21 protein-coding genes are annotated in these 24,556 nt (G+C 61.5%); 12 read left to right on the top strand and 9 right to left on the bottom strand.

From position 1 onward, the window contains the following. The first annotated feature begins 81 nt into the window (after positions 1-81). From JK213_RS09150 to rsmA, 9 genes are read left to right on the top strand one after another with little or no spacing between them, the layout of a single operon-like run. The gene (locus tag JK213_RS09150; RefSeq protein ID WP_194262348.1) at positions 82-720 is read left to right on the top strand and encodes a hypothetical protein; all 639 of its coding nucleotides are present in this window, start codon (positions 82-84) and stop codon (positions 718-720) included. A 53-nt stretch (positions 721-773) separates the two neighbouring features. Beyond that, the gene (locus JK213_RS09145; RefSeq protein ID WP_194262347.1) at positions 774-1,571 is read left to right on the top strand and encodes a 3'(2'),5'-bisphosphate nucleotidase CysQ; all 798 of its coding nucleotides are present in this window, start codon (positions 774-776) and stop codon (positions 1,569-1,571) included. Further along, the gene (locus JK213_RS09140; RefSeq protein ID WP_194262346.1) at positions 1,568-2,593 is read left to right on the top strand and encodes an L-threonylcarbamoyladenylate synthase; all 1,026 of its coding nucleotides are present in this window, start codon (positions 1,568-1,570) and stop codon (positions 2,591-2,593) included. The genes JK213_RS09145 and JK213_RS09140 overlap by 4 nt, the downstream gene beginning before the upstream one ends. Positions 2,594-2,595: 2 nt before the next feature. Then, positions 2,596-3,093 (top strand): hypothetical protein, encoded by a 498-nt coding sequence (locus tag JK213_RS09135; protein ID WP_194262345.1) that lies wholly within the window; start codon positions 2,596-2,598, stop codon positions 3,091-3,093. A gap of 57 nt (positions 3,094-3,150) precedes the next feature. Continuing rightward, positions 3,151-4,320, top strand: a complete 1,170-nt coding sequence (gene lptF / locus JK213_RS09130; protein ID WP_194254875.1) for an LPS export ABC transporter permease LptF — start codon at positions 3,151-3,153, stop codon at positions 4,318-4,320. Beyond that, complete coding sequence (gene lptG / locus JK213_RS09125) at positions 4,317-5,507, top strand: LPS export ABC transporter permease LptG (protein WP_194262343.1); 1,191 nt, start codon at positions 4,317-4,319, stop codon at positions 5,505-5,507. Before lptF ends, lptG begins: the two co-directional genes overlap by 4 nt. Continuing rightward, positions 5,507-7,831, top strand: coding sequence for an LPS-assembly protein LptD (locus tag JK213_RS09120; protein WP_408869892.1), 2,325 nt, complete (start codon positions 5,507-5,509; stop codon positions 7,829-7,831). The genes lptG and JK213_RS09120 overlap by 1 nt, the downstream gene beginning before the upstream one ends. A gap of 2 nt (positions 7,832-7,833) precedes the next feature. Continuing rightward, positions 7,834-9,192, top strand: a complete 1,359-nt coding sequence (locus JK213_RS09115; protein WP_194262342.1) for a peptidylprolyl isomerase — start codon at positions 7,834-7,836, stop codon at positions 9,190-9,192. Position 9,193: 1 nt separating this feature from the next. Further along, a complete protein-coding gene (gene rsmA / locus JK213_RS09110; RefSeq protein WP_194262341.1) occupies positions 9,194-10,012 on the top strand; it encodes a 16S rRNA (adenine(1518)-N(6)/adenine(1519)-N(6))-dimethyltransferase RsmA in 819 nt (272 codons plus the stop codon). A 9-nt stretch (positions 10,013-10,021) separates the two neighbouring features. Here rsmA and JK213_RS09105 read toward each other — a convergent pair whose 3' ends face one another. The 7 genes from JK213_RS09105 to dnaG all read right to left on the bottom strand — a co-directional run bounded on the left by JK213_RS09105 (position 10,022) and on the right by dnaG (position 17,488). After that, positions 10,022-11,239, bottom strand: a complete 1,218-nt coding sequence (locus JK213_RS09105) for a cyclopropane-fatty-acyl-phospholipid synthase family protein (protein WP_194262340.1) — start codon at positions 11,237-11,239, stop codon at positions 10,022-10,024. A 140-nt stretch (positions 11,240-11,379) separates the two neighbouring features. Further along, positions 11,380-11,970, bottom strand: coding sequence for a 50S ribosomal protein L9 (gene rplI / locus JK213_RS09100; protein WP_099286870.1), 591 nt, complete (start codon positions 11,968-11,970; stop codon positions 11,380-11,382). A gap of 10 nt (positions 11,971-11,980) precedes the next feature. Beyond that, complete coding sequence (rpsR, locus tag JK213_RS09095) at positions 11,981-12,271, bottom strand: 30S ribosomal protein S18 (protein WP_194262339.1); 291 nt, start codon at positions 12,269-12,271, stop codon at positions 11,981-11,983. Positions 12,272-12,276: 5 nt separating this feature from the next. Continuing rightward, positions 12,277-12,759, bottom strand: a complete 483-nt coding sequence (gene rpsF, locus JK213_RS09090) for a 30S ribosomal protein S6 (protein ID WP_194262338.1) — start codon at positions 12,757-12,759, stop codon at positions 12,277-12,279. A 159-nt stretch (positions 12,760-12,918) separates the two neighbouring features. After that, positions 12,919-13,494: a GNAT family N-acetyltransferase gene (locus JK213_RS09085; RefSeq protein WP_194262337.1), complete on the bottom strand. Its 576-nt coding sequence runs from the start codon at positions 13,492-13,494 to the stop codon at positions 12,919-12,921. A 21-nt stretch (positions 13,495-13,515) separates the two neighbouring features. Beyond that, entirely contained in the window at positions 13,516-15,474 is a 1,959-nt protein-coding gene (gene rpoD / locus JK213_RS09080) for an RNA polymerase sigma factor RpoD (protein WP_194262336.1), read from the bottom strand. Between the two features lie 166 nt (positions 15,475-15,640). Beyond that, entirely contained in the window at positions 15,641-17,488 is a 1,848-nt protein-coding gene (gene dnaG, locus JK213_RS09075) for a DNA primase (RefSeq protein ID WP_211571364.1), read from the bottom strand. 205 nt (positions 17,489-17,693) lie between these two features. Between dnaG and JK213_RS09070 the strand changes: the two genes are divergently transcribed. After that, entirely contained in the window at positions 17,694-18,065 is a 372-nt protein-coding gene (locus tag JK213_RS09070) for a hypothetical protein (protein ID WP_194267962.1), read from the top strand. A 57-nt stretch (positions 18,066-18,122) separates the two neighbouring features. On the opposite strand, the gene JK213_RS09065 is transcribed toward JK213_RS09070, so the two are convergent. Both JK213_RS09065 and JK213_RS09060 read right to left on the bottom strand, forming a co-directional pair. After that, positions 18,123-19,073 (bottom strand): cation diffusion facilitator family transporter, encoded by a 951-nt coding sequence (locus tag JK213_RS09065; protein WP_194262333.1) that lies wholly within the window; start codon positions 19,071-19,073, stop codon positions 18,123-18,125. A gap of 129 nt (positions 19,074-19,202) precedes the next feature. Then, positions 19,203-19,658 carry a GatB/YqeY domain-containing protein gene (locus tag JK213_RS09060; RefSeq protein ID WP_194262332.1) on the bottom strand — a complete coding sequence of 152 codons (456 nt, stop codon included), beginning with the start codon at positions 19,656-19,658 and terminating at the stop codon, positions 19,203-19,205. A gap of 247 nt (positions 19,659-19,905) precedes the next feature. Here JK213_RS09060 and carA point away from each other — a divergent pair, with 247 nt between their 5' ends. Both carA and carB read left to right on the top strand, forming a co-directional pair. Beyond that, positions 19,906-21,285, top strand: a complete 1,380-nt coding sequence (gene carA, locus JK213_RS09055; protein WP_194262331.1) for a glutamine-hydrolyzing carbamoyl-phosphate synthase small subunit — start codon at positions 19,906-19,908, stop codon at positions 21,283-21,285. Positions 21,286-21,288: 3 nt separating this feature from the next. Further along, a complete protein-coding gene (carB, locus tag JK213_RS09050; protein ID WP_194262330.1) occupies positions 21,289-24,543 on the top strand; it encodes a carbamoyl-phosphate synthase large subunit in 3,255 nt (1,084 codons plus the stop codon). Positions 24,544-24,556: the final 13 nt, after the last annotated feature.

Raw genomic sequence — 24,556 nt, 5'->3', positions numbered from 1 at the left:
CGTCTGGAACATGAATATCGTCAGCTCCGTTATCGGAAACACCGCCCCGGCATACAAGCCCTCCCCCGAGAAAGACCTTCCATGCGCCGCACCGCCCTGAAGATCCTGCTCTGCTCCGCCGTTATGCTCGGCCTCCCGAAAGGACACGCCGCTCCCACAGCGCCCCGGATCACCGACATCGTGCCCGTCCTGATCGGCAACAGCCCGGTTACTCTGCATCCGAAGGGCTTTCCCGCCGTGACAGTCACGCCGTTCTGGCGTGAAAACGGAAACGCATGGGGCTATCATCTCTATGCCGTCACCGCCCTCGACGCCGAACAGCCCGATCAGGCCGACCTCGTGGACAGACAGGACGCGGACCCGTCCGCTCCGCTCACCGACATGCTTGCGGACAGTCCCCACACCGGCGAAGACGCAATCCAGACCGTCCATTTCGCTAAGGCCCGCGTGAACGGAAAACCCGGCCTTCTGCTGTTCGTCACAACGCGTGACATGGGCCTTTACCCCGTCCCGCAGCCTAGCCCGGCGCATGTCCGGATCTATCAACTGACACGCGAAGACGGCGAACCCGGCACCACGGCATTCACCTTCAGGCCCCTGTCCACAATCGCCTCCCCCGTCACGACCTGCCATGCGGACATCGCGCTCAGCGCCGCAACAAAAATTCCGTTTACAACATGGAACGGCCCTCAGGAGCCCGTGCCGACCTGTCCGCAGTGACACCACCCGCATCAACACATGACGCAAAAGCCATCTTGGAGTAGTCTGGCAGAATGACTTCCGCTTCCCCCTTCATCGTCCCCGCAAACGATGACCGCGCCCTGCTGGATCTGGCATTCAGGCTCGCTTCCGAAGCCTCAGACATCATCAACGCCATCCGCGAACGCGGCTTTCGCACGGATATCAAGGACGATGCTTCCCCCGTCACGGAAGCGGACCACGCATCCGAACATCACATCCTGTCGGGCCTGCGCGCGGCCTGCCCGTCCATTCCTGCAATCGGTGAGGAAGAAATGTCGGCCGGGATCCGTATCGCCGCAGGAGACGCCTACTGGCTGGTCGATCCGCTGGACGGCACGCGGGGCTTTGCATCGGGTGGCAGGGATTTTACGGTCAATATTGGCCTCGTCCGCCATGACCGTCCGGTTCTGGGCGTTGTAGCGCTTCCCGGTTACGGACTGATCTATAGCGGTGGTCAGGGCTTGGGGGCGCATCGCTGGGACGGCACCCAAAACACCCCGATCCAGACCGCTACCCCGTCTGTCGAGGGCCTGCGCGTGCTGGCCTCCAGCCATCATGGCGACCCGGAACTTTTGGACCGCTGGCTGGCAGGGCGGAAAGTCGCGTCCATCGACAAGCTCTCCTCGTCGGTCAAATTCATGCGCGTCGCAGAGGGATCGGCGGATTTCTACCCGCGCTTTGGTCCCACCATGGAATGGGATACGGCCGCCCCACAGGCCATTCTCGAAGCGGCAGGGGGCGCCCTTCTGGATGCGAACGGAGAGCCCCTGCGTTACGGCAAGCCCGGCCGACTGAATTCGTCCTTTTACTGCACGGGAGGTGCATCTTGAGCGACACGCCGTATACCGAACGCCTGACAGCCACGCCCGAGGGCATCCGCCGCGCGGCGGAGCTTCTGAAAGCCGGAAAGCTGGTCGCCTTCGGTACCGAGACCGTCTACGGGCTTGGGGCCATCGCCTCGTCCGATACGGCTGTCGCCCGAATTTTCGCCGCCAAGGGGCGCCCGCGCTTTAATCCCCTTATCAGCCATCTTCCCGATGCCGAAAGCGCCTTTGCACAGGCCTCCCTCAGCGGCAGGATGAAAGAAATCGCCCATACGCTGGCCGAGCGGTTCTGGCCCGGCCCGCTGACGATGGTGCTCCCCCGCTCTCCTGACTCGACCGTCTCGGATCTCGCCGCCGCCGGGCTCTCCACGCTCGCCTTGCGTGTCCCCCGTGGACGGACGGCACTGGCGCTCCTGCGCGAAGTGGGCGCACCAGTTGCTGCACCGTCCGCTAATGTTTCGGGCACCGTCAGTCCTTCCGATGCGTTCCACGTCCTGCGCTCGCTGGATGGCCGGATCGACGCGGTTCTGGATTCCGGCCCATGCTCCATCGGCGTAGAAAGCACGGTTCTGGACCTGACCCGGAACGTGCCGGTCCTTTTGCGTCCGGGTGGGGTCACGCTCGAAGAGCTGAACGATCTCTGCGGCCCGATCCGCCATCCGGACGATTTCGCTGAAATCGCCCCCGCCTCCCCCGGCAGACTGGCCTCACATTACGCCCCCAGCCTGCCCGTCAGGCTGGACGTGACCTCCATTGCGCCCGACGAAGCCCAGCTTGCTTTCGGCCGACCATTCCCCGGCGCGGGCCTGACATGGAACCTGAGCGAAAGCGGCAATCTTGAAGAAGCAGCGGCCCGTCTTTTCGCCGGACTGCGCTTTCTGGATGCTGAAGGCACACGGCGCGGCCTGAAAACCATTGCAGCCCAGACGATCCCCCGTCACGGACTGGGCCTCGCGATCCGTGATCGCCTGCGCCGCGCGGCCGAACCCCGCACTGACACCCACGCAGATACCATGGCACCGTCCTGAACATGGCCCGTGCGCCTGATTCCAAAGATATCGACCCGCGGGAAATCAAGATCCTGTCCGACATTCTGGCACTGGTGCTGGACGAACAGCCCGGCCATGCCGCCACGGCCCTGGAACGGATCCGACAGATGGCCCGCCGCGATGGCGTCACCGGCGGCGCGCTGAAAAACCTGTTCATCACACGTATCGGTACTGTGCCCCAGCGAGACACTGCAACGCGGGAAAGAGGCCTGCGCGAGCGCGTTCACGATCTGGAACACCGCCTCAGCCAGAGCGAGACCGATACCCGCACCGCCCAGTTGCGGCTCGGGCGGTGCCAGATGGACATGGGCCTGCTTCAGGTGGAAGTGGCCACATTCCGGATGCAGAAACCCTGGCGCTATATTGCCATTACCTTCGCAGCGGGTGCAGGTCTTCTGGTCGGTATCGCCGGGACCCAATTCTACCACAGCCTGACGGACACAAGGGCGCCCATCGACCGAGCTGCCTACCTGCGATAAAAACTGTTTCGTTTTTTCGCCTTCCTCCCGCCACGCGCTAGGGATAGATGAAGGACCATGGCCTCATCCTCCGGTACTTCCGGGCGGCAGATCCTGCCTCTGCTCGACCGCTACATCCTCCGTCAACTCCTCATCGCCCTGCTGGCGCTGACCGGAGGTGCCACGGCCCTGATCTGGCTGACCCAGTCGCTGCATTTCGTCTCGATGGTGGTTCAGCACGGCCTGTCCCTGCGCGTGTTCATCCAACTCACCTCGCTGATGCTCCCGACGTTCATCGCCGTCATCCTTCCCATCACGACCTTCCTCGTCGTGCTATTTACCTATCAGCGAATGGTCGGAGACCGGGAACTGACGGTCATGCGCGCCGCGGGACGCTCCCCGCTGGAACTGGCCCGACCGGGACTGCTCTGCGCGTTTTTCTCCGTGGCGCTGTGCTATACCCTGACATTATGGCTCGCGCCCGTATCCTATCATGCGTTTCACCGCTACGAATTCCAGATCCGCAACCGCATGGCCGCCTTCCTGCTTCAGGATGGTGTCTTCACCAGCCTTTCCGGAGACATGACCGTTTATGTCCGCGGACGGACGAGTGACGGCCAGCTTCATGGCGTTCTGGTCGAAGACGACCGCAACCCCGATTCTCACACCACGATCCTTGCCGAGCGCGGCACCATGGTCGTGGTGAACGACCAGCCCCGCGTCGTTCTCTATGATGGCTCGCGCGAGGAAATCGACCGCCATACCGGGCGGCTGAACGTCCTGACCTTCGGGCGTAACACCATTGACCTGACCTCAGGGCGCCGGAACAGCCACGAAGACCGCGACCCGGACGAGATGTCGCTCCACGAACTGTTCCATCCCGACCCTCATGAAGTGTCCGAACGCGATCGCGGCAAGAACATCGTCGTGGGCTGGCGACGGCTCACCTCTCCCCTGACCGCTCTGTCCTTTGCCATGATCGGGCTGGTGACAGTGCTGCGCGGTGCTTTCTCCCGTCATGGCAACATCACCCGCCCCCTGACGGCCATCCTTACCGTCGTCGGACTGCTGGCCCTCTCGCTCATGCTCCAGAACCTCGCCGGCCGGCATCTTGCGCTGGTCCCGCTCATCTGGCTCGAAGCTCTCCTGCCCGCAGTCGTTTGCGCCGTCCTGCTGTTCCTCGAACAATGGACCGGAAGTGTGAAGCAGCCCGTTCCCATGACACCCTCGCCGGAGGCCTCCAGATGAGAAGTATCGCCTCCCCGAGACTGGGCTCATGGCTGACCTCACTGTTTCAGGCCTTCAGTACCCGAGACGACCACGCCGGTTTCTCGACAACGCTTGCCATCTATATTGCCCGTCAGTTCATGCTCAGCACCCTGTCCATGGTGCTGGCTCTGACCGGTCTGGTCTCACTGTTCGATTTCATCGACCTGCTACGACGCGCAGCCACGCGGCCCAATGTTCCGGCCAGCCTCGTCGTCAAGATCGCAGCGCTGCATGTGCCGTACTACATCATCTATGTCCTGCCCTTCGGCATCCTTCTGGGCGGGATCGTCTGCTTTTCGCGCCTGACACGCTCGTCCGAACTCATCGTCGCCCGCGCCGCAGGTATTTCCGCCTGGCAGTTCCTCGCCAGCCCGCTGGCCTGCGCGATTCTGACCGGCCTGCTGACCACAACCGGTATTTCCGCCCTGTCGTCGAGCATGTTCCGCAGCGCCGAAATGCTGGATCAGACCTATCTCCGCACCGGCGGAGGCCCCCTGACCCTCAACGGAGGCGCCCTGTGGCTCAGACAGTCCGATGACGGACTGGTCCCCCACGGCGTTGCCATCCTGCACGCGCAGGATGTCCATCTCGTCAACGGCGCATTGAACGTTTCCGGTGTTTCCATCTTCCGCCTCGACGACCGGGATCGCCTGATCCTACGTGTCGAATCCCCCAATGGCGCTCTAGGCGATCATCAGTGGCTCCTGCACGACACCTCCGTGTTGCATCCCGATCACCTGCCCCAAAAGATCGGCGATATGACCCTGCCATCCGACCTGACAGTCGGCCGTGTGCAGGAAAGTTTCGCCTCCCCCGACACACTGTCGGTCTTCGCACTTCCGGGGTTCATCAACCTTCTGGAACGCTCGGGATTCCCCTCGATCCGACACAGACTTCATTTCCAGTCGCTGCTGGCCCTTCCCATTCTGGCCGGGACCATGGCATTGGTATCCGCAGGCTTCTCGATGCGTCCGACACGGCGCGGCGGCGTGGCCCGGATGCTGGGATCGGGAATTGCCGCAGGCTTTGCGCTGTTCACCATCTCGAAAGTGGCCGAACAGTTTGGTGAATCCGGTGCTTTGCCACCGGTTCTTGCGGCATGGGCGCCGACGGGTGCGGGGCTCTGCCTCGCCGTGGCGCTTTTACTGCACATGGAGGATGGTTGATGACGGTGCCCCTGTGGCTCCCAGCACGCGCCCGCAGACGCGCTTCGTTCGTCGGTGCCACACTGATGGCTGGAACCGCGCTCGTAGCGCCGCAGAAAATGTCTGCCAACACGATGCAGCGCGACAACTCCCATGTCATCGTCATCGGAAAGCCCACGTCCCAGACCGATCCCCTGACCTATCTCGCCGATAGCGAAAGCTATGCGAAGAACGGCCTGATCACATGGGACGGCAATGTCCGCGTCTGGCAGGGCGACCATGCCCTGCGCGCGGACCGCGTGACCTATGACCGCAGCACCGGCATCCTGTCGGCAAAGGGCCATGTCGCGGTCGTGGAACCCGACGGCAGCACGACCTATGCCGATTATGTCGAGTTCAGCCACGGCATGCACGATGGCATCGGCAGCGGCATCTATATCCGCATGGAAGACAACGCCAAGCTGGCCGGCAACGGCATGCGCCGTACGAACGGGATGCTCAACGACCTGACGCATGCCGTCTATACGGCCTGCAAGATCTGCGAGAAGAATCCAGACCTACCGCCGTTCTGGCAGTTTCAGGCTTTCGACGCGACGCAGGACGTGCAGCACAAGCGGCTCGAATTCGATCATGCCTGGCTTAAAATGCTCGGTCTGCCAGTCTTCTATTTCCCGTTCTTCTCCATGACCGATCCGTCCGTGAAACGTCAAAGCGGCTTCCTGATGCCGGGCATCAGCCCGCATGACCGCTATCTCGGCACCTATTTCACCCTCCCCTATTTCTGGGCGATCGACGAACAGCAGGATCTGACGGTCCGTGGCCTCGTCTCCACCAAGACCGGCCCGGAACTGACCGCGCAGTACCGCAACCGCCTCAACTTCGGTTCCATCGACGTCACCGGTGGTGTCGCCTACGACACCCATGACGAGAACCGCTACACAAACACCTTCGGCAACAATGTCGGTTCCTCTAACGAATACGGCATTCAGGGTTATGTGTTCGGTCGGGGCAATTTCGCCCTCAACCGCAACTGGCAGCTCGGCGCCAACATCAACGTCGCCAGTTCCGCCAATTACATGCGCGACTACCGCGTTCCCGGCTACGGTCAGGAAATGCTGAACTCCAACCTGTTCCTCGAAGGATATGGCGTCGGCTCCTACCTGCGGTTTGACGGACAGGCCTATCAGGGCCTGAACCAGGGCGTCATCCGCAACTCCGATCTGCCCTGGGCTCTCCCGCGACTGACCTATGCGTTTCAGGGACAGCCGGACATGTTCGGCGGTCGCCTCAGTGTGCAGACGACCGATTTCAACCTGTACCGAAAGAACGGCATCAACGATCAGCGTGGTCAGGCCGCCATCCAGTGGGATCGTCCGTTCCACAACAAACTCGGCCAGCAGTTCCTGCTGACAGCGCGGATCGATTCGATGGTCTATCACGCCACGCAGGCCTACCAGCAGCCGACCTATTACATGAACGCAGGCGGCAACCATCTCGTGGGACAGGTCCAGCCGACCATCGCCCTGCGGATGAACTGGCCGTTCCTGCGCAGCTTCGCCAAAGGCCATGGCTCGCAGATCCTGGAACCCATCGCCCAGATCATCGCCGCGCCCAACACCGGCAATTCGCAGAACCGCCACCTGCCCAACGAAGACAGTTTGTCCTATGAATTCACGGACACAACGCTGTTTTCCCTTAACCGCTATCTCGGGACCGACCGCCTTGATGGTGGCCTGCGCGCCAATGTGGGCATCCATCAGAACTGGTCATGGAACGGCCATGCGATCGACATGCTCGTCGGCGAAAGCTTCCAGCAGCATATCGACCATAACCGCCTGCCCTATTCCGGCCTCGACCATCACCTGTCTGACCCGGTGGCCCGCCTGCGTGTCAGCCCGAACCAGTATGTCGATGTGACAGCCCGCGGTCGCTATAATCCCTGGACCCACCAGTTCGATTACGGCGAAGGCCTGATCAGCACTGGTGTTCCAATGTTCCGTCTAACAGGCGGCTACGTCTATGCTCCCGTCACGCCATATTATTATTACGCAACAGATTTCCGCCAAAACGGCCCCAACGCCCCCTATCTGGTCAAAACCAGCGAAGTGACAGGCGGTTTCTCCACCCACTGGCGCAATTACCATGCGTCAGGTTTCTTCCGTCGCAGCCTGTCCCGGAAACAGTTCGTCGCCAATGGCGGCACAATCGGCTATTCCAATGACTGTTTCGGGCTGGATATCATGTATATCAAACAATACACCCGTATCGGCGGCGAACAGCGTAACGAGACCATCCTCTTCAACTTCACGTTTAAGACGATCGGCACCTTCGGAATCAACGGTTGAGCATGTCCAAGACCCATTGCACCGCATCCACGGCCCTGGCTGTCCTTCTGGCTTTCTCGGCCACTCTCCCGGCCATGGCCGCCCCGCACCACAAGGCGGCCACGAAACCTGCTGCCACCAAAGAGGCCGCAGCCCCGGTCAAGCCTCCTGAGGACCAGATTCTGGCCGTCATCAACGGACAGGTTCTCACGCAGCGTGACGTGGACAACCGCGCAAAGCTGTTCGTGCTTTCGACCGGCCTGCCCATCAGCCCGGAAATCATGGGGCGCATGCGTGGCCAGATCATCCATCAGCTGATCGACGAACGCCTGAAAACGCAGGAAATCCTCAAGCGCCACATCAACGTGGAGCCGGATCAGATCGCAGGTGCCATCGCCAACATCGAACAGCGCAACGGGATGCCCAAAAACGCCCTGCGCAACCGTCTGGCTTCGGACGGCGTCTCGCTCACGACACTGATCGACCAGATCCGCGTCCAGATCGGCTGGATGCAGGTGCTCCGTGAAAAGCTTGGCGAAGAAGGCCGGATCACAGCAACCCAGATCAGCCAGCGCGAACAGGCGCTTCAGGCGGAACAGGGGCGCCCTCAGTATTTCATGAGCGAAATCTTCGTCCCCGTCGCCGACCCGCGCCATGACGAAGCCGAGCTCGCCTTCACCAAAACCATCATCTCCCAGCTCCGCGAGGGCGCGCCGTTCCCGATTGTGGCCGCGCAGTTCTCTCAGGCCCAGTCCGCTCTCGACGGTGGCTCCATGGGCTGGGTGCAGGAAGACAACCTCGATCCGCAGGTCGTCAACATCGTCCGCCAGATGCCGATCGGCGCCATTTCCAACCCCATTCAGGTCGCGGGCGGCTTCGTGATCGCCACCGTTCAGGCCAAGCGCGTGGTCGGCAAACAAATGGGCACCCAGCTTGACCTGAGACAGGCGTTTTTCCCGTTCGACGCCCCCCTGAACCCGCAGAACCCGACCGAACAGCAACGTGCAGCTCTGCAAAAAGCCACGACCGCCGTTCAGACGATCCATAGCTGCGATGCCATGGAAGCGCTCAACAAATCTCTGGGTGAAAAGCGCCCCGGCAATCCCGGCTCTCAGATTCTGGAACGCCTGATGCCGCAGATGAAATCCGTCCTCGAATCGCTGCCGCCGAACAAGGTCAGCCGCCCGCTGGTCTCGATGGACGGTATCGCCCTGCTCATGGTCTGCAACCGTCAGCAGAAAAATCTGGCACAACAGAGCCCGAGCGAAATCGCCGACCAGCTCATGAACGAGCATGTCGAGCAGGCGTCGCGCCAGCTTCAGCGTGATCTTCAGCGCCGTGCCATCATCGAGATGCGCCCCGCCGCCAAGGCCACCAACTGACGTGTCCCTTCCCTCACTGCGCGACACCATCCAGATCCATGGTCTGGATGCCAAGAAATCCCTCGGCCAGCACTTCCTTCTCGATCCGGGCATCTGCGCCCGGATCGCAGCCCTCGGCGGCGACCTGACCGGGCGCAGTGTCGTTGAAATCGGTCCCGGTCCCGGCGGCCTGACCCGTGCTTTGCTGGACACGCCCGCCGCCCGCGTCGATGTCGTGGAAATCGACGAACGTGCCTGGCCCCTGCTTGACGAACTGGCGACCTACTATCCGGACCGCCTGCACGTCGTCCGCGAGGACGCCCTGAAGCTGGATGCCGCCACCCTCGCCCCCGCACCGCGCCAGATCATCGCCAACCTGCCCTATAACGTCGCCACCCCGCTCCTCGTGGGATGGCTGCGGCAGGCGTGGCAGTGGGAACGGCTCTCCCTGATGTTCCAGCTCGAAGTCGCTGAGCGGATCTGCGCAGAACCGGGCAGTTCAGCTTACGGGCGCCTCGCAGTTCTGGCCCAGTGGTGCGCCACATGCTCGGTCGCCCTGCGCATCCCGCCCGGAGCCTTCTCACCGCCACCCAAGGTCCATTCCGCAGTGGCCGTCATCATCCCACACGCCGAGCAGCCCACCCCACAGTTGTTCCGCGCCATGGAGCAGGTTACGGCAGCCGCCTTCGGACAACGCCGCAAGATGCTGCGCTCCTCGCTGAAATCCATCGGGGGCGAGCGCCTTCTGGAAAAAGCCGAAATCGAGCCGACCCGCCGCGCCGAAACCCTCTCGGTCGCTGAATTCGCACGGCTGGCGGAACTCAATCTCGCCAGCCGCTAAAACTCCTTACTAGCCTGCGCTTTCCCGTTCACGCTCGAACATGTAATCGCGCGTGAACGGCACCGCATCAATCGACCGGGTCAGCTGAAGCTGAAAGTTCATGTGCCCCTGCACCCGGAACGACAGCTCAGCCCCGACCAGATAGAACTCGAACATCCGGACAAAGCGCTCGTCATACAGCGCCCGGATCTTCTCACGGTTGGCATCGAAGCGCTTGCGCCATTCCGCCAGCGTGCGCGCATAATGTAGACGCAGCACCTCACAATCCGTCATCCACAGCTCCGATCGCTCAATCGCTGCCAGTGTCTCGCTCAGAGCAGGCGAGTACCCGCCCGGAAAAATATATTTCTGAATCCAGGGATTGGTCGTTCCCGGCCCGTCCATCCGTCCAATCGAATGGATCAGCGCCACGCCATCCGGCTTCAGACAGGCCTTCACTTTCTGGAAAAAGGCCTCGAACTGCGGCGGCCCCACATGCTCGAACATGCCCACCGAAACAATCCGGTCAAACTGCTGGTGCAGATTGCGATAATCAATCAGTTCAAACCGGACCTGCCCGTCAAGCCCCTCATCCTTCGCCCGCTGCCGCGCCACAGCAAGCTGTTCTCGTGACAGCGTGATCCCCAGAACCCGTGCGCCGTAATCCTTCGCCAGCGTCAGCGCCATGCCACCCCAGCCACAGCCGATATCCAGCACCTCCAACCCCGGACGATCCAGATTGAGCTTAGCCGCGATATGGCGCTTCTTGGCACTCTGCGCCTCCTCCAGCGTCATGTCCTCGCGCTCGAAATACGCGCAGGAATACTGCCGGTCCTTATCAAGAAACAGATCGTACAACGCGCCGTTCAGATCATAGTGATGCGCCACATTGCTTCGGGACGTCTTGAGAGAATTCAGTGTCTTCCAGGCCCGGGTGACATAACGCAGACGATCCTCGATTTCTTCGAAGACATGACCATGGTTGTTGATGTTCTCCATCAGCACCGTCAACAGCGTTTCAAGCGTACATCCGTCGGGCACGATGCTGCCCGCCATGTATTCTTCACCAAAGGCGAGACCGGAATTGACGATGAGGGCCCGCTCGGCCTGCTTGGTCCGAAGATGCAGACCCGCCTCAAGTCCCGGCTTTGATCCGCGATAGGTCCGGACAACACCATTGCTGAATGTGACCCGCAGGCGTCCCGTCTGAATGAATTTCCGCAAGACAAAATCCAGAATTCGCTTCATTCCGATCTCCTGATTCCAATACCGGGAAAAAGCCTCAGCGGGCCTGTAGTTGTATCCTGCCAGTCAAATGGACATAAAAAAACCCGGCTCGGGAATATTCCCGGCCGGGTTCTTTAAAACCAAGATCAGCGGTAAAAGCCTTACGCTTCTTCCGATGCCTCGGCAGCTTCAGCAGCAGCCTCTTCGGCGGCGTTCTCAGCCTGCAGGTCACCAAGGATGTTTTCATCCTCTTCCTGCACGCCGATCTCTTCGCCACGAGCCTGACGCTCGGCTTCTTCAGCGGAACGGGCAACGTTGACCGTCAGCGGAATGGAAACTTCCGGATGCAGCACAACGCGTGCTTCCGTCAGACCAAGCTGCTTGATCGGGTGTGCCAGAACAACCTGCTGACGCGAAATCGTCAGGCCGGCATCCGTAGCAGCAACCGCGATGTCGCGGGTGCTGACGGAACCATACAGGCTGCCACTATCGCCAGCCTGACGGATGACAACAACGGACAGCTCATGCATGCGCTCGGCAAGGCGCTCGGCCTCTTCGCGCTTCTTGAGGTTCTGGGCCTCAAGCTGGGCGCGCTCGGTTTCGAAACGCTTCTTGTTGGCAACCGTGGCGCGCATGGCCTTGGCCTGGGGCAGCAGGAAGTTACGGGCATAGCCCGGCTTCACGTGCACCAGGTCGCCCATCTGGCCGAGATGCTCGACCCGCTGCAGCAGGATCAGTGCGGTCTGGGACATGATGCTCTCCTCAGTTCACAACGTAGGGGAGCAGGGCGAGGAAGCGGGCGCGCTTGATCGCCTGTGCCAGCTCACGCTGCTTCTTGGCCGAAACGGCCGTGATGCGGCTCGGCACGATCTTGCCGCGCTCGGAAAGGAAGCGGCTCAGCAGACGCACGTCCTTGTAGTCGATCTTCGGAGCATTGGCACCGGAGAACGGGCAGGACTTGCGACGACGGTAGAACGGACGACGTGCGCCAACTGCCGTGCGACGGGCAGCGGGGTTCACTTCGTTTGAATCGGGAGTGATGGTGTCAGACATGATTCTTACTCCGCTCCAGCCGTCTCGCGAGCATCGTCATGCTCACCGCGTGCACGATATTCTTCACGGTCTTCGCTGCTGCGACGGGGACCGCCACGGCCGCTCTCGAAACGACCAGCCGGCTTGGAGCCGCCACGGAAGTTACCGCGATCGCCACGGTCGTCGCTCTTGCGAGCCAGAACCGGAGAGGGGTTCTCGTCGATCTCGTCGACGCGCAGCGTGAGGACGCGCAGCACGTCTTCGTTCAGGCCGAGCTGACGCTCAACTTCGCGCAGCGTGTCGGGGGTGCAGTCAAGGCCCAGCAGGACGTAATGGCCCTTGCGGTTCTTCTTGATGCGGTATGCGAGGGAACGCAGGCCCCAGAACTCGCGCTTCTGGATGGAACCACCGTTGTCCGTGAGCAGGGTTTCGATGGTCTCGACCAGGGTTTCCACCTGAGCCTGCGACACATCATTACGTGCAATGAGCACGCTTTCATACAATGGCATGAAGACTCCCTTCGGATTGGGTCAACCCGCAACTGGCTCCGACCCATGCCGGAAACAGGGCCCATGTTTCAGGGCGCGGGTATAGCCGGCGCGATGCCACATCGCCCGGCAGGGAAAGGCGGCATTAATCACGCACAGCCCCCAAAAGCAAGTCTTAACTCAGAGTCGCCTCAGTCTTTCCGGCACATATTCGTCCGGAACGTCCCATGTTTCAGACACAACATGCCGGACTGCAAATCCCGCCCGACGATAATTCGGAAGCGCATTGGGATGGTCCAGCGTGCAGGTATTGACCCTCAGCCGCCAACTCCCTGCCCCGAACGCCCGCGCAATGGCATGGTCCAGAAGTGCCCGACCCAATCCACGTCCCATTGCCTGCGGCAGAAGGCCGAAATAGGCCAGATTGGCATCCCCACCCTGCCGCAGATCCAGCTCATAGAAACCAGCCGGTTCGCCACTATTGTCACGCAGAACCATGAAATGGACAGCAGGATCGTGGAGGATTTCTTCCAGCTCCGCATCCGGCATCGACCGGCGCATCCACCAGCAGTATTCCTGCCCGACTGTCGAATATAGGAAACGATAAAGCGGAAGAGCTTCGTCCCCCGTCATGCGCGACAGGGAAAACCCTTCAGGCAGAACCGGAGAGGGTCGGGAAGAACACGTCTCCAGAAAAGTGACATCCACCGCAAGACGGGTGGATGCCCCTTTCGGCCTGAGCCAGTCCGGCAACATTGTCGCGCGTTCTCAGACGGCTCAGTTGTCGTCGAGGAAGGAGCGCAGCTTGCGCGAACGGCTCGGATGCTTGAGCTTGCGCAGCGCCTTTGCCTCGATCTGACGGATACGCTCACGCGTGACGTTGAACTGCTGGCCCACTTCCTCAAGGGTGTGGTCCGTGTTCATGCCAATGCCAAAGCGCATCCGCAACACGCGCTCTTCACGCGGCGTCAGAGACGCCAGAACGCGGGTCGTGGCTTCACGCAGATTCGTCTGAATCGCGGCATCCAGCGGAATAACGGCCGTCTTGTCCTCGATGAAATCACCGAGATGGCTGTCTTCCTCGTCGCCAATCGGCGTCTCGAGCGAAATCGGTTCCTTGGCGATCTTCAGGACCTTGCGGACCTTCTCAAGCGGCATACCGAGCTTCTCAGCCAGCTCTTCCGGAGCAGGCTCACGCCCGATCTCATGCAGCATCTGGCGCGATGTGCGGACCAACTTGTTGATCGTCTCGATCATATGAACCGGAATACGGATCGTCTTGGCCTGATCCGCGATGGAACGCGTGATTGCCTGACGGATCCACCAGGTCGCATAGGTCGAGAACTTGTAGCCGCGACGGTACTCGAACTTGTCCACAGCCTTCATCAGACCGATATTGCCTTCCTGAATCAGATCCAGGAACTGCAAGCCACGGTTCGTGTATTTCTTGGCGATCGAGATCACCAGACGCAGGTTCGCCTCGATCATTTCCTTCTTGGCACGCGTGGAATCACGCTCGCCTCGGGAAACGGTCGCATAAACGCGACGGAATTCACCAACCGGCAGACCCGTTTCATGCGACAGGGCCGCAATCTCGCCACGCAGGTTGCGCAGCTGGTCCATGTGCTTGGTCGTCAGATTTTTCCAGCCCTTGCCGGGCAGCGCGGAAATGCTGTCCAGCCAGGTCGGGTCCAGTTCGCGGCTGCGATATTTGATGAGAAAGTCATCACGCGAAATCTTGCAGCTCTCAGCCAGACGCATCATCCGGCCTTCAACGCCGTTCAGCTTCTGGACCTGCATCTTGATCTGCGCGACCAGTTCCTCGATCCGGTTGTTGTGCAGATGCACCTGCTCAACCAGACTGACCAGTTCATGACGCAGCTTCTCGTAGGTCTGCTCGGACTTGTCCGAGTGATCCTCGCCGCCCGTCAAGGCCTCAATACGTTTGATCTGGATCTTGCGCAGCTTGTGATACAGCGGCTCGATGGCTTCGAAACGGGCCAGAATTTCCGGCTTCAGCTTCTCTTCCAGCGCGGACAGGGACAGGCCACTGCCTTCCTGCTGCTCGCCGTCGCCCTCTTCGTTCTCGTCCTCGGCCTTGTCGTCCTCTTCGGACGCCTCATCGCCTTCTTCGCCCTCAACGGCGTCCGGATCGGGACCACCGCCCTGACTGGCCTCCAGATCGACGATGTCGCGCAGAAGCATCTCGCCGTCCTTGAGGCGTTCATGCCAGGAAATGATGGCGCGAATCGTCAACGGACTCTCGCACAGGCCGCCAATCATCTCATCGCGGCCCGCCTCGATCCGCTTGGCGATCGCGATTTCGCCTTCGCGAGACAACAGTTCGACCGAACCCATCTCACGCAGATACATCCGGACCGGATCATCCGTGCGGCTGGCGGCCTCGGCATCAACGTTGCCGCCCTGGGGGCCTTCAGCCTCCTCGGTCTCGGCTTCGCTTTCCTTCTCGGCAGCCCCTTCGCCTTCGTCCTGATCCTCGTTTTCAAGAACCTGAATGCCCATTTCCGACAGGGCCGCCATGACGTCTTCGATCTGCTCGGAAGACATCTGGTCCTGCGGCAGGACCGCATTCAGTTCATCAAAAGTGATATGTCCGCGTTCACGCCCTTTGGCGATCAGCCGCTTGACGGCAGCGGACTGCGTATCAAGGAGAGTGGCATCCCCCTCCTGTTCCTGCGCGTTCCGATCCGTTCCAGAGGCTGTTTTCGTCGCCATTCGTCTCTCCGTCAACTCCGCCGCGAGTTAGCAATCCGGCAGCGTGCAGGTGGTCGATCCTTCGCCCGAAGTCAAGATTGCAGCCCCAAAGAATGCAACCTTTCGGGAATAAAAATCGTTTCGTATTCGTTTCTTCGCAAGTGATCCCGACATCACATCAGTGCGCTCACTCTCCGACTCTTTCTCCGCTTTTGAGAGCATCACGCACCCGCAGCCGGGTCATGAGCGCACTGGGAAAGCGCAACCCACTCTGACCAGTCTCATCCACAAAAGACTCCATGTCACCATTCACAACAGCTTTGGTCACGTCTTCTTCAAGAGTGCGCTCGAAAGTCTGGAAATTGACCAAGGCATAAAAATGCCACCAGCTTTCAATGACATCCACCTTCAGGATCTCATCCCGGACCTTCCCGTCCCCCACACCGCGCGGCAGCGGTCCGCTTTTCAGCGCCCCCGCCAGATCCGCCAGCCCATGCTCTTCAAGCCACGCCATGCAGCTTTCTTCCGTCAGGGCATCGCGCCCCTCTTCCTGACAGGACCAGTCCAGAAGCGCAGAGCGCAAACGATCCAGATCCGACGGGAGAGAAAGCCCTGCATAGGCCTGTTCCACTTCCGGAAGGATATCGGGATGCAGCAGCAGCATCGTCGTCATGATGTTGAGCCGCTCCACATTGCCCGACTCCACATCGCGCATCGCGCCGGGGGCCTGCGTGGACAGCTTCAGACTCTCTCCGGCCTTGCGCTGGAAAGTTTTCTTCCGCCTGAAACGCTCGAAGAACATGTCCAGCAGGGTGCTGCGATATTCCGAAGACAACGCCCGATCCGGGATCAGCTTCGATAACGTCACCAGCTTCTCCCGCAGCGCCGCCCGCTGGTCCGGCCCTGGATCGACCAGCCCCGCCGTCAGAAGCCCGAACAGTTCCTCCGCCATGGACGTCGCGCCTGCCAGCGCCTCCTTCATGGCTCGCGGTCCACGACTGCGGATCAGACTGTCCGGATCGTCCTTCGCATCCAGCCGACAGAAGCGGATCGTCCGTTCCGGCGAAAGAAGCGGCAGCGAAACCTCACACACCCGCAGCGCTGCCCTCGCGCCCGCCGCATCGCCATCCAGACACAGGATCGGCGACGGCGACATGCGCCACAGCAGTTCAAGCTGCTCCTCGCCCATCGCCGTGCCCAGAGGCGCGACCGCCCCGCCAAAACCGGCCTGATCGAGGGCAATCACGTCCATATACCCCTCGACCACCACGAGATCCGCCCCGCGATGCACGCCTTCCCGCGCCAGATCGAGATTGAACAGTGTCCGCCGCTTGGAAAACAGCGCCGTCTCTGGACCGTTGAGATATTTGGGCTGCCCGTCTCCCAACGTCCGCGCGCCAAAGGACATCATCCGTCCGCGCCGATCCCGGATTGGGAACGTCACACGGTTGAAGAACAGTTCCCCCTTCGGCGCGCCCTGCTCGTCCACCCGCATGACACCCGCACGGATCAGCATCTCAACGTTCACACCATGTGGTCGCAGTTCGTCCAGCAACTGCCGTCCGTCTCCAGACCACCCCAGACCAAACCGCTCAATCGTCTGATCTGTCAGGCCTCGCCCACGCAGATATGCCAGCCCCTCGCGCCCTTCCGGACGATACAAACGCCGCCGATAGCTCTCCTGCACGAGATTCAGAACATCGCCCAGCGATTGTGCTTCCCGCGCACGCGCCTCGGTTCGCGGATCCGCTTTCGGAACCTCAAGCCCGGCTTCAGAAGCAAGCTGTTCGACAGCTTCGGGAAAGCTGCGCCCTTCGCTCTGCATCACATAAGAGATCGCATCTCCATGCACACCGCAGCCGAAACAATGGAAATGGTCGTCATAAATATAGAAGGACGGCGTTTTTTCGCCGTGAAACGGGCAGCAGGTTTTCCAGTTACGCCCGGACCTCACCAGCTTGTTGCGCCGCCCGATCAGCGACGGAAGCGGCGTCCGGTTCCGTAATTCATCCAGAAAGGCCGGATCAATTGCCATGGGCAGAAAGAGCCTTTCATGAGCGTTGGAGAAAAGTTTCCCGAGCGCATACAGCGCCAGCGCTCCTGTTTAAAGGAAACTTTCCACCGAAATCCATATCCGTCACATCGCACCGCCCGTTGTTCAGGATACAAGGTTAAGGCATGATTAAAGCTATCTCTCTGCTGCCGGGTCTTCCGACAGCTTTGAAAAACAGGAAACGTTCATGAAAAAGTCCCTGATGCTTGCAGCCGCAACCGGCCTGCTGGCAACGTCGCTCACGACAGCACAGGCCGAACCGGGCGGATGCCTCAAATATGGCGCCGCTGGCGCCGTTGGCGGCCATGTTGCCAACCACCACGGTGTTCTGGGCGCCATGGGCGGCTGCGTGACCGGCATGTATGTGCGTCACCGCTACCGCAAGGAAGCCCGCGCCAAGGCGGCCCTGTACGATCAGGAACACCCGGGCGCCAAAGGCTCTTATGAAGAGAAGGCTACGGCTTATGACGTGGAACACTCCACAAAGCCCGGCCAGATGACTGGCACCGCCCCTGCAACCAACGCACCTGCCGCAACGGCTCCGGCACAGCCCCAGTAAGCACACCACACCGGGCTTCTTTCAACGGAAGCCCGGTTCCATTGAAGAAAGCCCGTTTCAGATCGGAACCGGCACACCATCCCTGTGGTCCTGTGCCTCGACATACATTCGCATGACCGACGGATACCGCGCCCGTGTTATCCGCTCCAGCGCTGACACGCCCTGCTCGACCTGACCGGCCGTCAGCGTATCCTCCCAGTCCAGCGACAGCAGCACGATAATGCTCCCCGGGCCCCGCGTTTCGGTCACAACCTCATTCACCCCGACCACGCCCGGCAGCCTCATCGCCTCCTTGCGCACATAGGCGTCAATTTCCGGATTGCTCTCCCCGACCAGCAAAGAGCGCGTCTCGTTCGTCAGCAGCACCGCCACGATCACCAGAACCACCCCGATCAGCAGCGACGCAACGCCATCCAGAACATGCCACCCCGTCACAACGGACAACACGGTAAAGACCAGCGCGATCATCAGACTGACCAGCGCCGCCCCATCCTCAAACAGCACGACAAACAGCCCCGGATCGGTACTGCGCCGGATCATGGTCCACAAAGATCCCTTACCCGCTGGCATGGACTTCATGGCCGCCAGAAAACCATAGCCCTCCATGCTTCCCGAAATCCCGAGAATGGCCACGTTCAGCCACCAGCCGGGCAGGACGTGTCCCAGAATGTGAACAGACTCCATCGCCGACGGATGCCAAACTTTTTCCCAACCTTCATGCAGGGACGCGACACCACCCCCGACAAACAGCGCGCCTGCCACAACCAGCGTCCAGAAATAAAGCTCCCGGTGATGTCCCAGAGGATGCTCTTTGGTCGCCGGAGCCGCGGCCCGCTTCATCCCCACCAGCAGCAGGATCTGGTTGCCGCAGTCGACAAACGAATGAACCGTCTCCGCCAGCATGGCCGCCGAACCGGTCAGCAGCGCAGCGGCCCCCTTCACACAGGCAATCCCGAAATTGACCCCCAGGGCAATGAAAACGACCTTCGTTGAACCACCTGCGGACATTCTGGCCTCATTCGTAAAATCCGGACATCAGAGTGATGACCTCCACGCGCCGCTGTCAAACGTCCGTCCCAACAAAAAAGCCGCCCCCGAAGGAGCGGCTTTCTGCATCATGGGCTTCTGAACGGTCGATCAGGCCGAAAGATGCGCCTTCACCAACGCACTGGCCTTCGCCGGGTCCAGATCTGCGCCGAAGCGCTCTTTCAGAGCCGCCATGACCTTGCCCATGTCCTTCATGCCCGTCGCTTCGGTCTTCTGCACCGCTTCGGCAATCCCGGCCTTCAGCGCGGACTCATCAAGTTCTGGCGGCAGGTAGGACTTGATCGTGGCGATCTCGCCCTCTTCCTTTTCCGCCAGTTCCGGACGGCCACCCTCGCGATACATCGTGGCAGATTCCGTGCGGGACTTGATCATGGAGCGCAGGGCGGAAATGATGTCCGTATCCGTCACCTCGGCGCTCTTGGCACGGGCAGCGACATCCAGATCCTTGATCTTGGCCGTAATCCCGCGGATCTGCGCCACCGTCTCGGACTGACCGGCCTTCATCGCCGTCTTGAGGTCATCCATGATCTGCTTGCGAAGCGACATCGCCGTTCTCCTTCATCGGACAGCCCGCATGGAGCCATCCCTCATTCCTTGAATCGCGGCAAAATCGCACAAAAGCCGGTTTGCAACAATCCGACAGCCTTCCAACGCACGAAACGAGCCATTCGGAAAAAACTTCCCACCTCCTCCCGGCATGCACAACACGCAGTGGGAAAAAACTTCCCATTCCGTTGCCGATCCCTTATTCAGGGCCTCCAGAGTACATCCGGCAGCCAGCAACGGGGCGACCATGGACATCGACAGAATCATTGAAAAAGCCGGAGGCGCGGACGAAATCGCCGCTCTCGCCGGCGTAGGGCTGGAGGCCGTGCGCAAATGGCGCCAGTCCCGCATGGTCCCCACCAAACACTGGCCAGCCCTGCTGCGCGTGCCGGGAATCGCCCTTCAGGATCTGACAGCGGATCTCACCGCACCTCAAACCCCACAAGAACAAGAAAGAGAGACGGACGTGTCCAATCCCTGCCCTCCCGGCGCCAACGCCGCCCTTGTCCTTGCAGACGGGACAGTCCTGTGGGGCCGCGGCTTCGGCGCCCATACGGAAGGCGCCGTCGGTGAACTGTGCTTCTCCACCGGTATGACCGGCTATCAGGAAACCCTGACAGACCCGTCCTTCGCCGGACAGATCGTGACCTTCACCTTCCCGCATATCGGCAATGTCGGCACGAACGCCGATGACAACGAGGCCCCGAAAATGGCCGCCCTCGGTGCCGTCGTGAAGGAAGACATCACCGCCCCCGCAAGCTGGCGTTCGCATGAACCCCTCGCGGCATGGCTGAAGCAGCACAACCGTGCGGGTATCAGCGGCGTCGACACCCGCGCCATCACCCGTACCCTGCGCGACAACGGCCCGCAGACCGCCATCCTCGCCTTCCCCGAAAATGGCCGCATCGACACGGACAGCCTGCTGAACCGCGCCCGCCAGTGGCCCGGCCTCGAAGGCATGGACCTCGCCAAAGAGGTGACGCAGCCCAAGCGCGTCTGGACACAGGGCGTGTGGGAAACCACCCGCCCGGCGCGGACCGAAAACCGCCGCCGCGTGGTCGCCATGGATTACGGCGCCAAGGATAACATCCTGCGCTGCCTCGTGACCGCCGGATGTGACGTCACCGTCCTGCCCGCCACGGCCACCGCCGAAGAGATTCTGGAACTCAAGCCCGAAGGCGTATTCCTCTCCAACGGCCCCGGAGATCCGGCCGCGACCGGCACCTATGCCGTCCCCGCCATCCGCACGGTGCTGGACGCGAACGTCCCCGTCTTCGGCATCTGCCTCGGCCACCAGCTTCTCGCACAGGCGCTGGGCGGCAAGACCTACAAGCTGGAGCGCGGCCATCGCGGCGCGAACCAGCCGGTCAAGGACGTCGAGAGCGGACGCGTGGAAATCACAAGCCAGAATCACGGTTTTGCGGTGGACGAAAAGTCCCTTCCGGCCGACGTGAAGGTGACGCATGTGAGCCTGTTCGATGGCTCCAACGAAGGCATCGCCTCCACCACAAAGGATGCTTTCTCCGTCCAGTACCACCCCGAGGCGAGCCCCGGCCCGTCCGACAGTTTCTATCTTTTCGAGCGTTTCGTCGCGGTCATGGACCGTCGCGCTAAAGCAGGAGCCTGAGCCATGCCCAAACGGACAGACATTTCGTCCATCCTGATCATCGGCGCTGGCCCGATCGTCATCGGACAGGCCTGCGAATTCGACTATTCCGGCGCACAGGCCTGCAAGGCCCTGCGTGAGGAAGGCTATCGGGTCATCCTGATCAACTCGAACCCTGCCACCATCATGACCGACCCCGGTCTGGCGGATGCGACCTATATCGAGCCGATCACCCCCGAATTCGTCGAGCGCATCATCCTCAAGGAAAAGCCCGACGCCGTCCTGCCGACGATGGGCGGCCAGACAGCCCTGAACGCTGCCATGGCGCTCGACAAGTCCGGCTTCCTCAAAAAGCACAATGTGGAGCTGATCGGCGCGGACGCGGAAGTCATTGACCGCGCAGAAGATCGCCAGAAGTTCCGTGAAGCCATGGACGAGATCGGGATCGAAAGCCCCCGCAGCACCATCGCCCATACGCTCGAAGAAGCTCGCGCGGCCCTGGCCGATGTCGGCCTGCCCGCCATCATCCGCCCGTCCTTCACTATGGGCGGCGCTGGCGGCGGCATCGCCTATAACCGCGAGGAATTCGACCAGATCGTTGCAGGCGGCCTCGATGCTTCCCCCACGACCGAAGTCCTGATCGAAGAATCCGTTCTCGGCTGGAAAGAATACGAGATGGAAGTGGTCCGCGACACCGCGGATAACTGCATCATCATCTGCTCCATCGAAAACATCGACCCGATGGGCGTCCATACCGGTGACTCCATCACCGTCGCCCCCGCCCTGACGCTGACCGACAAGGAATACCAGCGGATGCGGGATGCCTCGATCGCGTGCCTGCGCAAGATCGGCGTCGAGACCGGCGGTTCCAACGTGCAGTTCGGCGTCAATCCCGCCGATGGCCGTCTGGTCGTCATCGAGATGAACCCGCGCGTGTCGCGTTCCTCCGCGCTTGCCTCAAAGGCCACCGGCTTCCCGATCGCCAAGATCGCCGCCAAGCTGGCCGTCGGCTACACGCTGGACGAACTCAAGAACGACATCACCAAAACGACCCCGGCCTCCTTCGAGCCGACGATCGACTATGTCGTCGCCAAGATCCCCCGCTTCACCTTCGAGAAGTTCCCCGGCTCCCCGGCACTCCTCTCGACATCCATGAAGTCGGTCGGTGAAGCCATGTCGGTGGGCCGGTCCTTCGCCGAAGCCATCCAGAAGGGCCTGCGCTCGATGGAAACGGGCCTTACCGGCCTCGATCCGGTCGAAGCTCCCGGCGACGGTTCGCACAACGCCTATCTCGCCGCTCTGGCCGAGCCGCGTCCCGAGCGCATCCTGATGGCCGCACAGGCCCTGCGCGCCGGACTGTCGGTCGAACAGGTCAACGCAGCCTGCAAGTTCGAGCCGTGGTTCCTGCGCCAGCTCGAAGGCATCGTGGCCTCCGAGCGCGAGATCGAAAAGAACGGCCTGCCCACGGACGCCTACAATCTGCGCCGCCTCAAGGCCCAGGGCTTCTCCGACGTCCAGCTCGCCCGCCTCTCCGGCCAGAGCGTCACGGATGTCGCAAAACTGCGTGAAAAACTGGCTGTCACGCCGGTCTATCGCCGCATCGACACCTGCGCCGCCGAATTCGCGTCCGACACGCCCTATCTGTACTCCACCTATGAAGGCGGGTTCGGTACGCCGGAATGCGAAAGCCGCCCGACGAACCGCGACAAGATCATCATCCTCGGTGGTGGCCCCAACCGTATCGGTCAGGGCATCGAGTTCGACTATTGCTGCGTCCACGCCGCCTACGCTCTGCGCGAAGCCGGTTTCGAGACGGTCATGGTCAACTGTAACCCTGAAACGGTCTCAACCGACTACGACACCTCGGACCGCCTGTATTTCGAGCCCCTGACCGCCGAGGACGTGATCGCCCTGATCCGCACCGAAGCAAAGGGCGGCAAGGTTCTGGGCTGCATCGTGCAGTATGGCGGCCAGACTCCGCTCAAGCTGTCTCGCGCGCTTGAAGACGCTGGCATCCCGCTGCTCGGCACACCCGCAGACGCGATCGACCGCGCCGAAGACCGCGAACGCTTCCAGACCATGCTGCGCAAGCTCGGCCTGCGCCAGCCCCGCAACGGCATCGCCCGTAGCCCGGCGGAAGCTGAGGCCATCGCGGAAGAGGTCGGCTATCCGGTCGTCGCCCGCCCGTCCTACGTCCTTGGCGGTCGCGCGATGGAAATCGTCTATGACAAACCGGGCCTCAAGCGCTACCTCAACGAAGTCCTGCGCGCCGCAGGTCCGGAAGTCTCGACCGGCCCGGTCCTGCTCGACCATTACCTCAACGATGCCATCGAAGCAGACGTGGACTGCATCTGCGACGGCGAGAACGTCTATGTCGCAGGCGTCATGGAACACATCGAGGAAGCCGGTATCCATTCCGGTGACTCCGCCTGCTCCCTGCCGCCCTACACGCTCTCCCCGGCACTGGTAACGGAACTGCGCTCGCAGACCGAAGCCATGGCCCGCGAACTGGGCATCCGCGGCCTGATGAACGTCCAGTACGCCATCAAGGATCAGGAAGTCTTCGTTCTCGAAGTAAACCCCCGCGCCTCGCGAACCGTACCGTTCGTTGCCAAGGCAACGGGCGTTCCGGTTGCGAAGATCGGCGCGCGCGTCATGGCGGGTGCGAAGCTCACCGAGTTCAAGCTCGATGGCGGTGCGGTGTCTCCGCATGTGGCGGTCAAGGAAGCGGTGTTCCCGTTCCACCGCTTCGCCAATGCCGACACGATCCTCGGCCCGGAAATGCGGTCCACGGGTGAGGTCATGGGGCTGGATTCCAGCTTCGAGCGCGCCTTCGCCAAGTCGCAGCTTGCCGCTGGCGTCACACTGCCGCTTGCAGGCACGGTATTCCTGTCCGTCCGTGACAGCGACAAGGCGCATGTCCAGCCACTGGCCCGCAAACTGGTCGCCATGGGCTTCACCATCCTCGCCACCAGCGGCACGGCGTCCCGTCTGGAAGACGCGGACATTCCCGTAAAGCGCGTGAACAAGGTGATGCAGGGTCGCCCGAACTGCGTGGATTCCATCCGCTCGGGTGACGTGCAGATGGTCATCAACACCTCACAGGGCGGTCAGGCCGCACAGGACAGCTACGAAATCCGTCGCAGCGCCCTGACCATGGGAATCCCGCACTACACCACGATCGCAGGCGCCCGTGCGGCGACCTATGCCATTGCAGTCCTCAAGGAAGACGATCTGGGCGTGGCCCCGCTCCAGTCCTACTTCAAGGGCGCGTTCTGAACCCTTCCTGACC

This window comes from Gluconobacter sp. Dm-44 (genome assembly GCF_018256175.1).
GTDB lineage: Bacteria > Pseudomonadota > Alphaproteobacteria > Acetobacterales > Acetobacteraceae > Gluconobacter > Gluconobacter cadivus.
This window is presented reverse-complemented; position numbering and strand designations above follow the sequence as displayed.

What these genes read in the sequence shown, in the direction of transcription:
- JK213_RS09150 (WP_194262348.1), top strand. Translation starts at nt 82, where the DNA reads ATGCGCCGCACCGCCCTGAAGATCCTGCTCTGCTCCGCCGTTATGCTC.
- JK213_RS09145 (WP_194262347.1), top strand. Translation starts at nt 774, where the DNA reads ATGACTTCCGCTTCCCCCTTCATCGTCCCCGCAAACGATGACCGCGCC.
- JK213_RS09135 (WP_194262345.1), top strand. Translation starts at nt 2,596, where the DNA reads ATGGCCCGTGCGCCTGATTCCAAAGATATCGACCCGCGGGAAATCAAG.
- lptF (WP_194254875.1), top strand. Translation starts at nt 3,151, where the DNA reads ATGGCCTCATCCTCCGGTACTTCCGGGCGGCAGATCCTGCCTCTGCTC.
- lptG (WP_194262343.1), top strand. Translation starts at nt 4,317, where the DNA reads ATGAGAAGTATCGCCTCCCCGAGACTGGGCTCATGGCTGACCTCACTG.
- JK213_RS09120 (WP_408869892.1), top strand. Translation starts at nt 5,507, where the DNA reads ATGACGGTGCCCCTGTGGCTCCCAGCACGCGCCCGCAGACGCGCTTCG.
- JK213_RS09115 (WP_194262342.1), top strand. Translation starts at nt 7,834, where the DNA reads ATGTCCAAGACCCATTGCACCGCATCCACGGCCCTGGCTGTCCTTCTG.
- JK213_RS09105 (WP_194262340.1), bottom strand. Translation starts at nt 11,239, where the DNA reads ATGAAGCGAATTCTGGATTTTGTCTTGCGGAAATTCATTCAGACGGGA.
- rplI (WP_099286870.1), bottom strand. Translation starts at nt 11,970, where the DNA reads ATGTCCCAGACCGCACTGATCCTGCTGCAGCGGGTCGAGCATCTCGGC.
- rpsR (WP_194262339.1), bottom strand. Translation starts at nt 12,271, where the DNA reads ATGTCTGACACCATCACTCCCGATTCAAACGAAGTGAACCCCGCTGCC.
- rpsF (WP_194262338.1), bottom strand. Translation starts at nt 12,759, where the DNA reads ATGCCATTGTATGAAAGCGTGCTCATTGCACGTAATGATGTGTCGCAG.
- JK213_RS09085 (WP_194262337.1), bottom strand. Translation starts at nt 13,494, where the DNA reads ATGTTGCCGGACTGGCTCAGGCCGAAAGGGGCATCCACCCGTCTTGCG.
- rpoD (WP_194262336.1), bottom strand. Translation starts at nt 15,474, where the DNA reads ATGGCGACGAAAACAGCCTCTGGAACGGATCGGAACGCGCAGGAACAG.
- dnaG (WP_211571364.1), bottom strand. Translation starts at nt 17,488, where the DNA reads ATGGCAATTGATCCGGCCTTTCTGGATGAATTACGGAACCGGACGCCG.
- JK213_RS09070 (WP_194267962.1), top strand. Translation starts at nt 17,694, where the DNA reads ATGAAAAAGTCCCTGATGCTTGCAGCCGCAACCGGCCTGCTGGCAACG.
- JK213_RS09065 (WP_194262333.1), bottom strand. Translation starts at nt 19,073, where the DNA reads ATGTCCGCAGGTGGTTCAACGAAGGTCGTTTTCATTGCCCTGGGGGTC.
- JK213_RS09060 (WP_194262332.1), bottom strand. Translation starts at nt 19,658, where the DNA reads ATGTCGCTTCGCAAGCAGATCATGGATGACCTCAAGACGGCGATGAAG.
- carA (WP_194262331.1), top strand. Translation starts at nt 19,906, where the DNA reads ATGGACATCGACAGAATCATTGAAAAAGCCGGAGGCGCGGACGAAATC.
- carB (WP_194262330.1), top strand. Translation starts at nt 21,289, where the DNA reads ATGCCCAAACGGACAGACATTTCGTCCATCCTGATCATCGGCGCTGGC.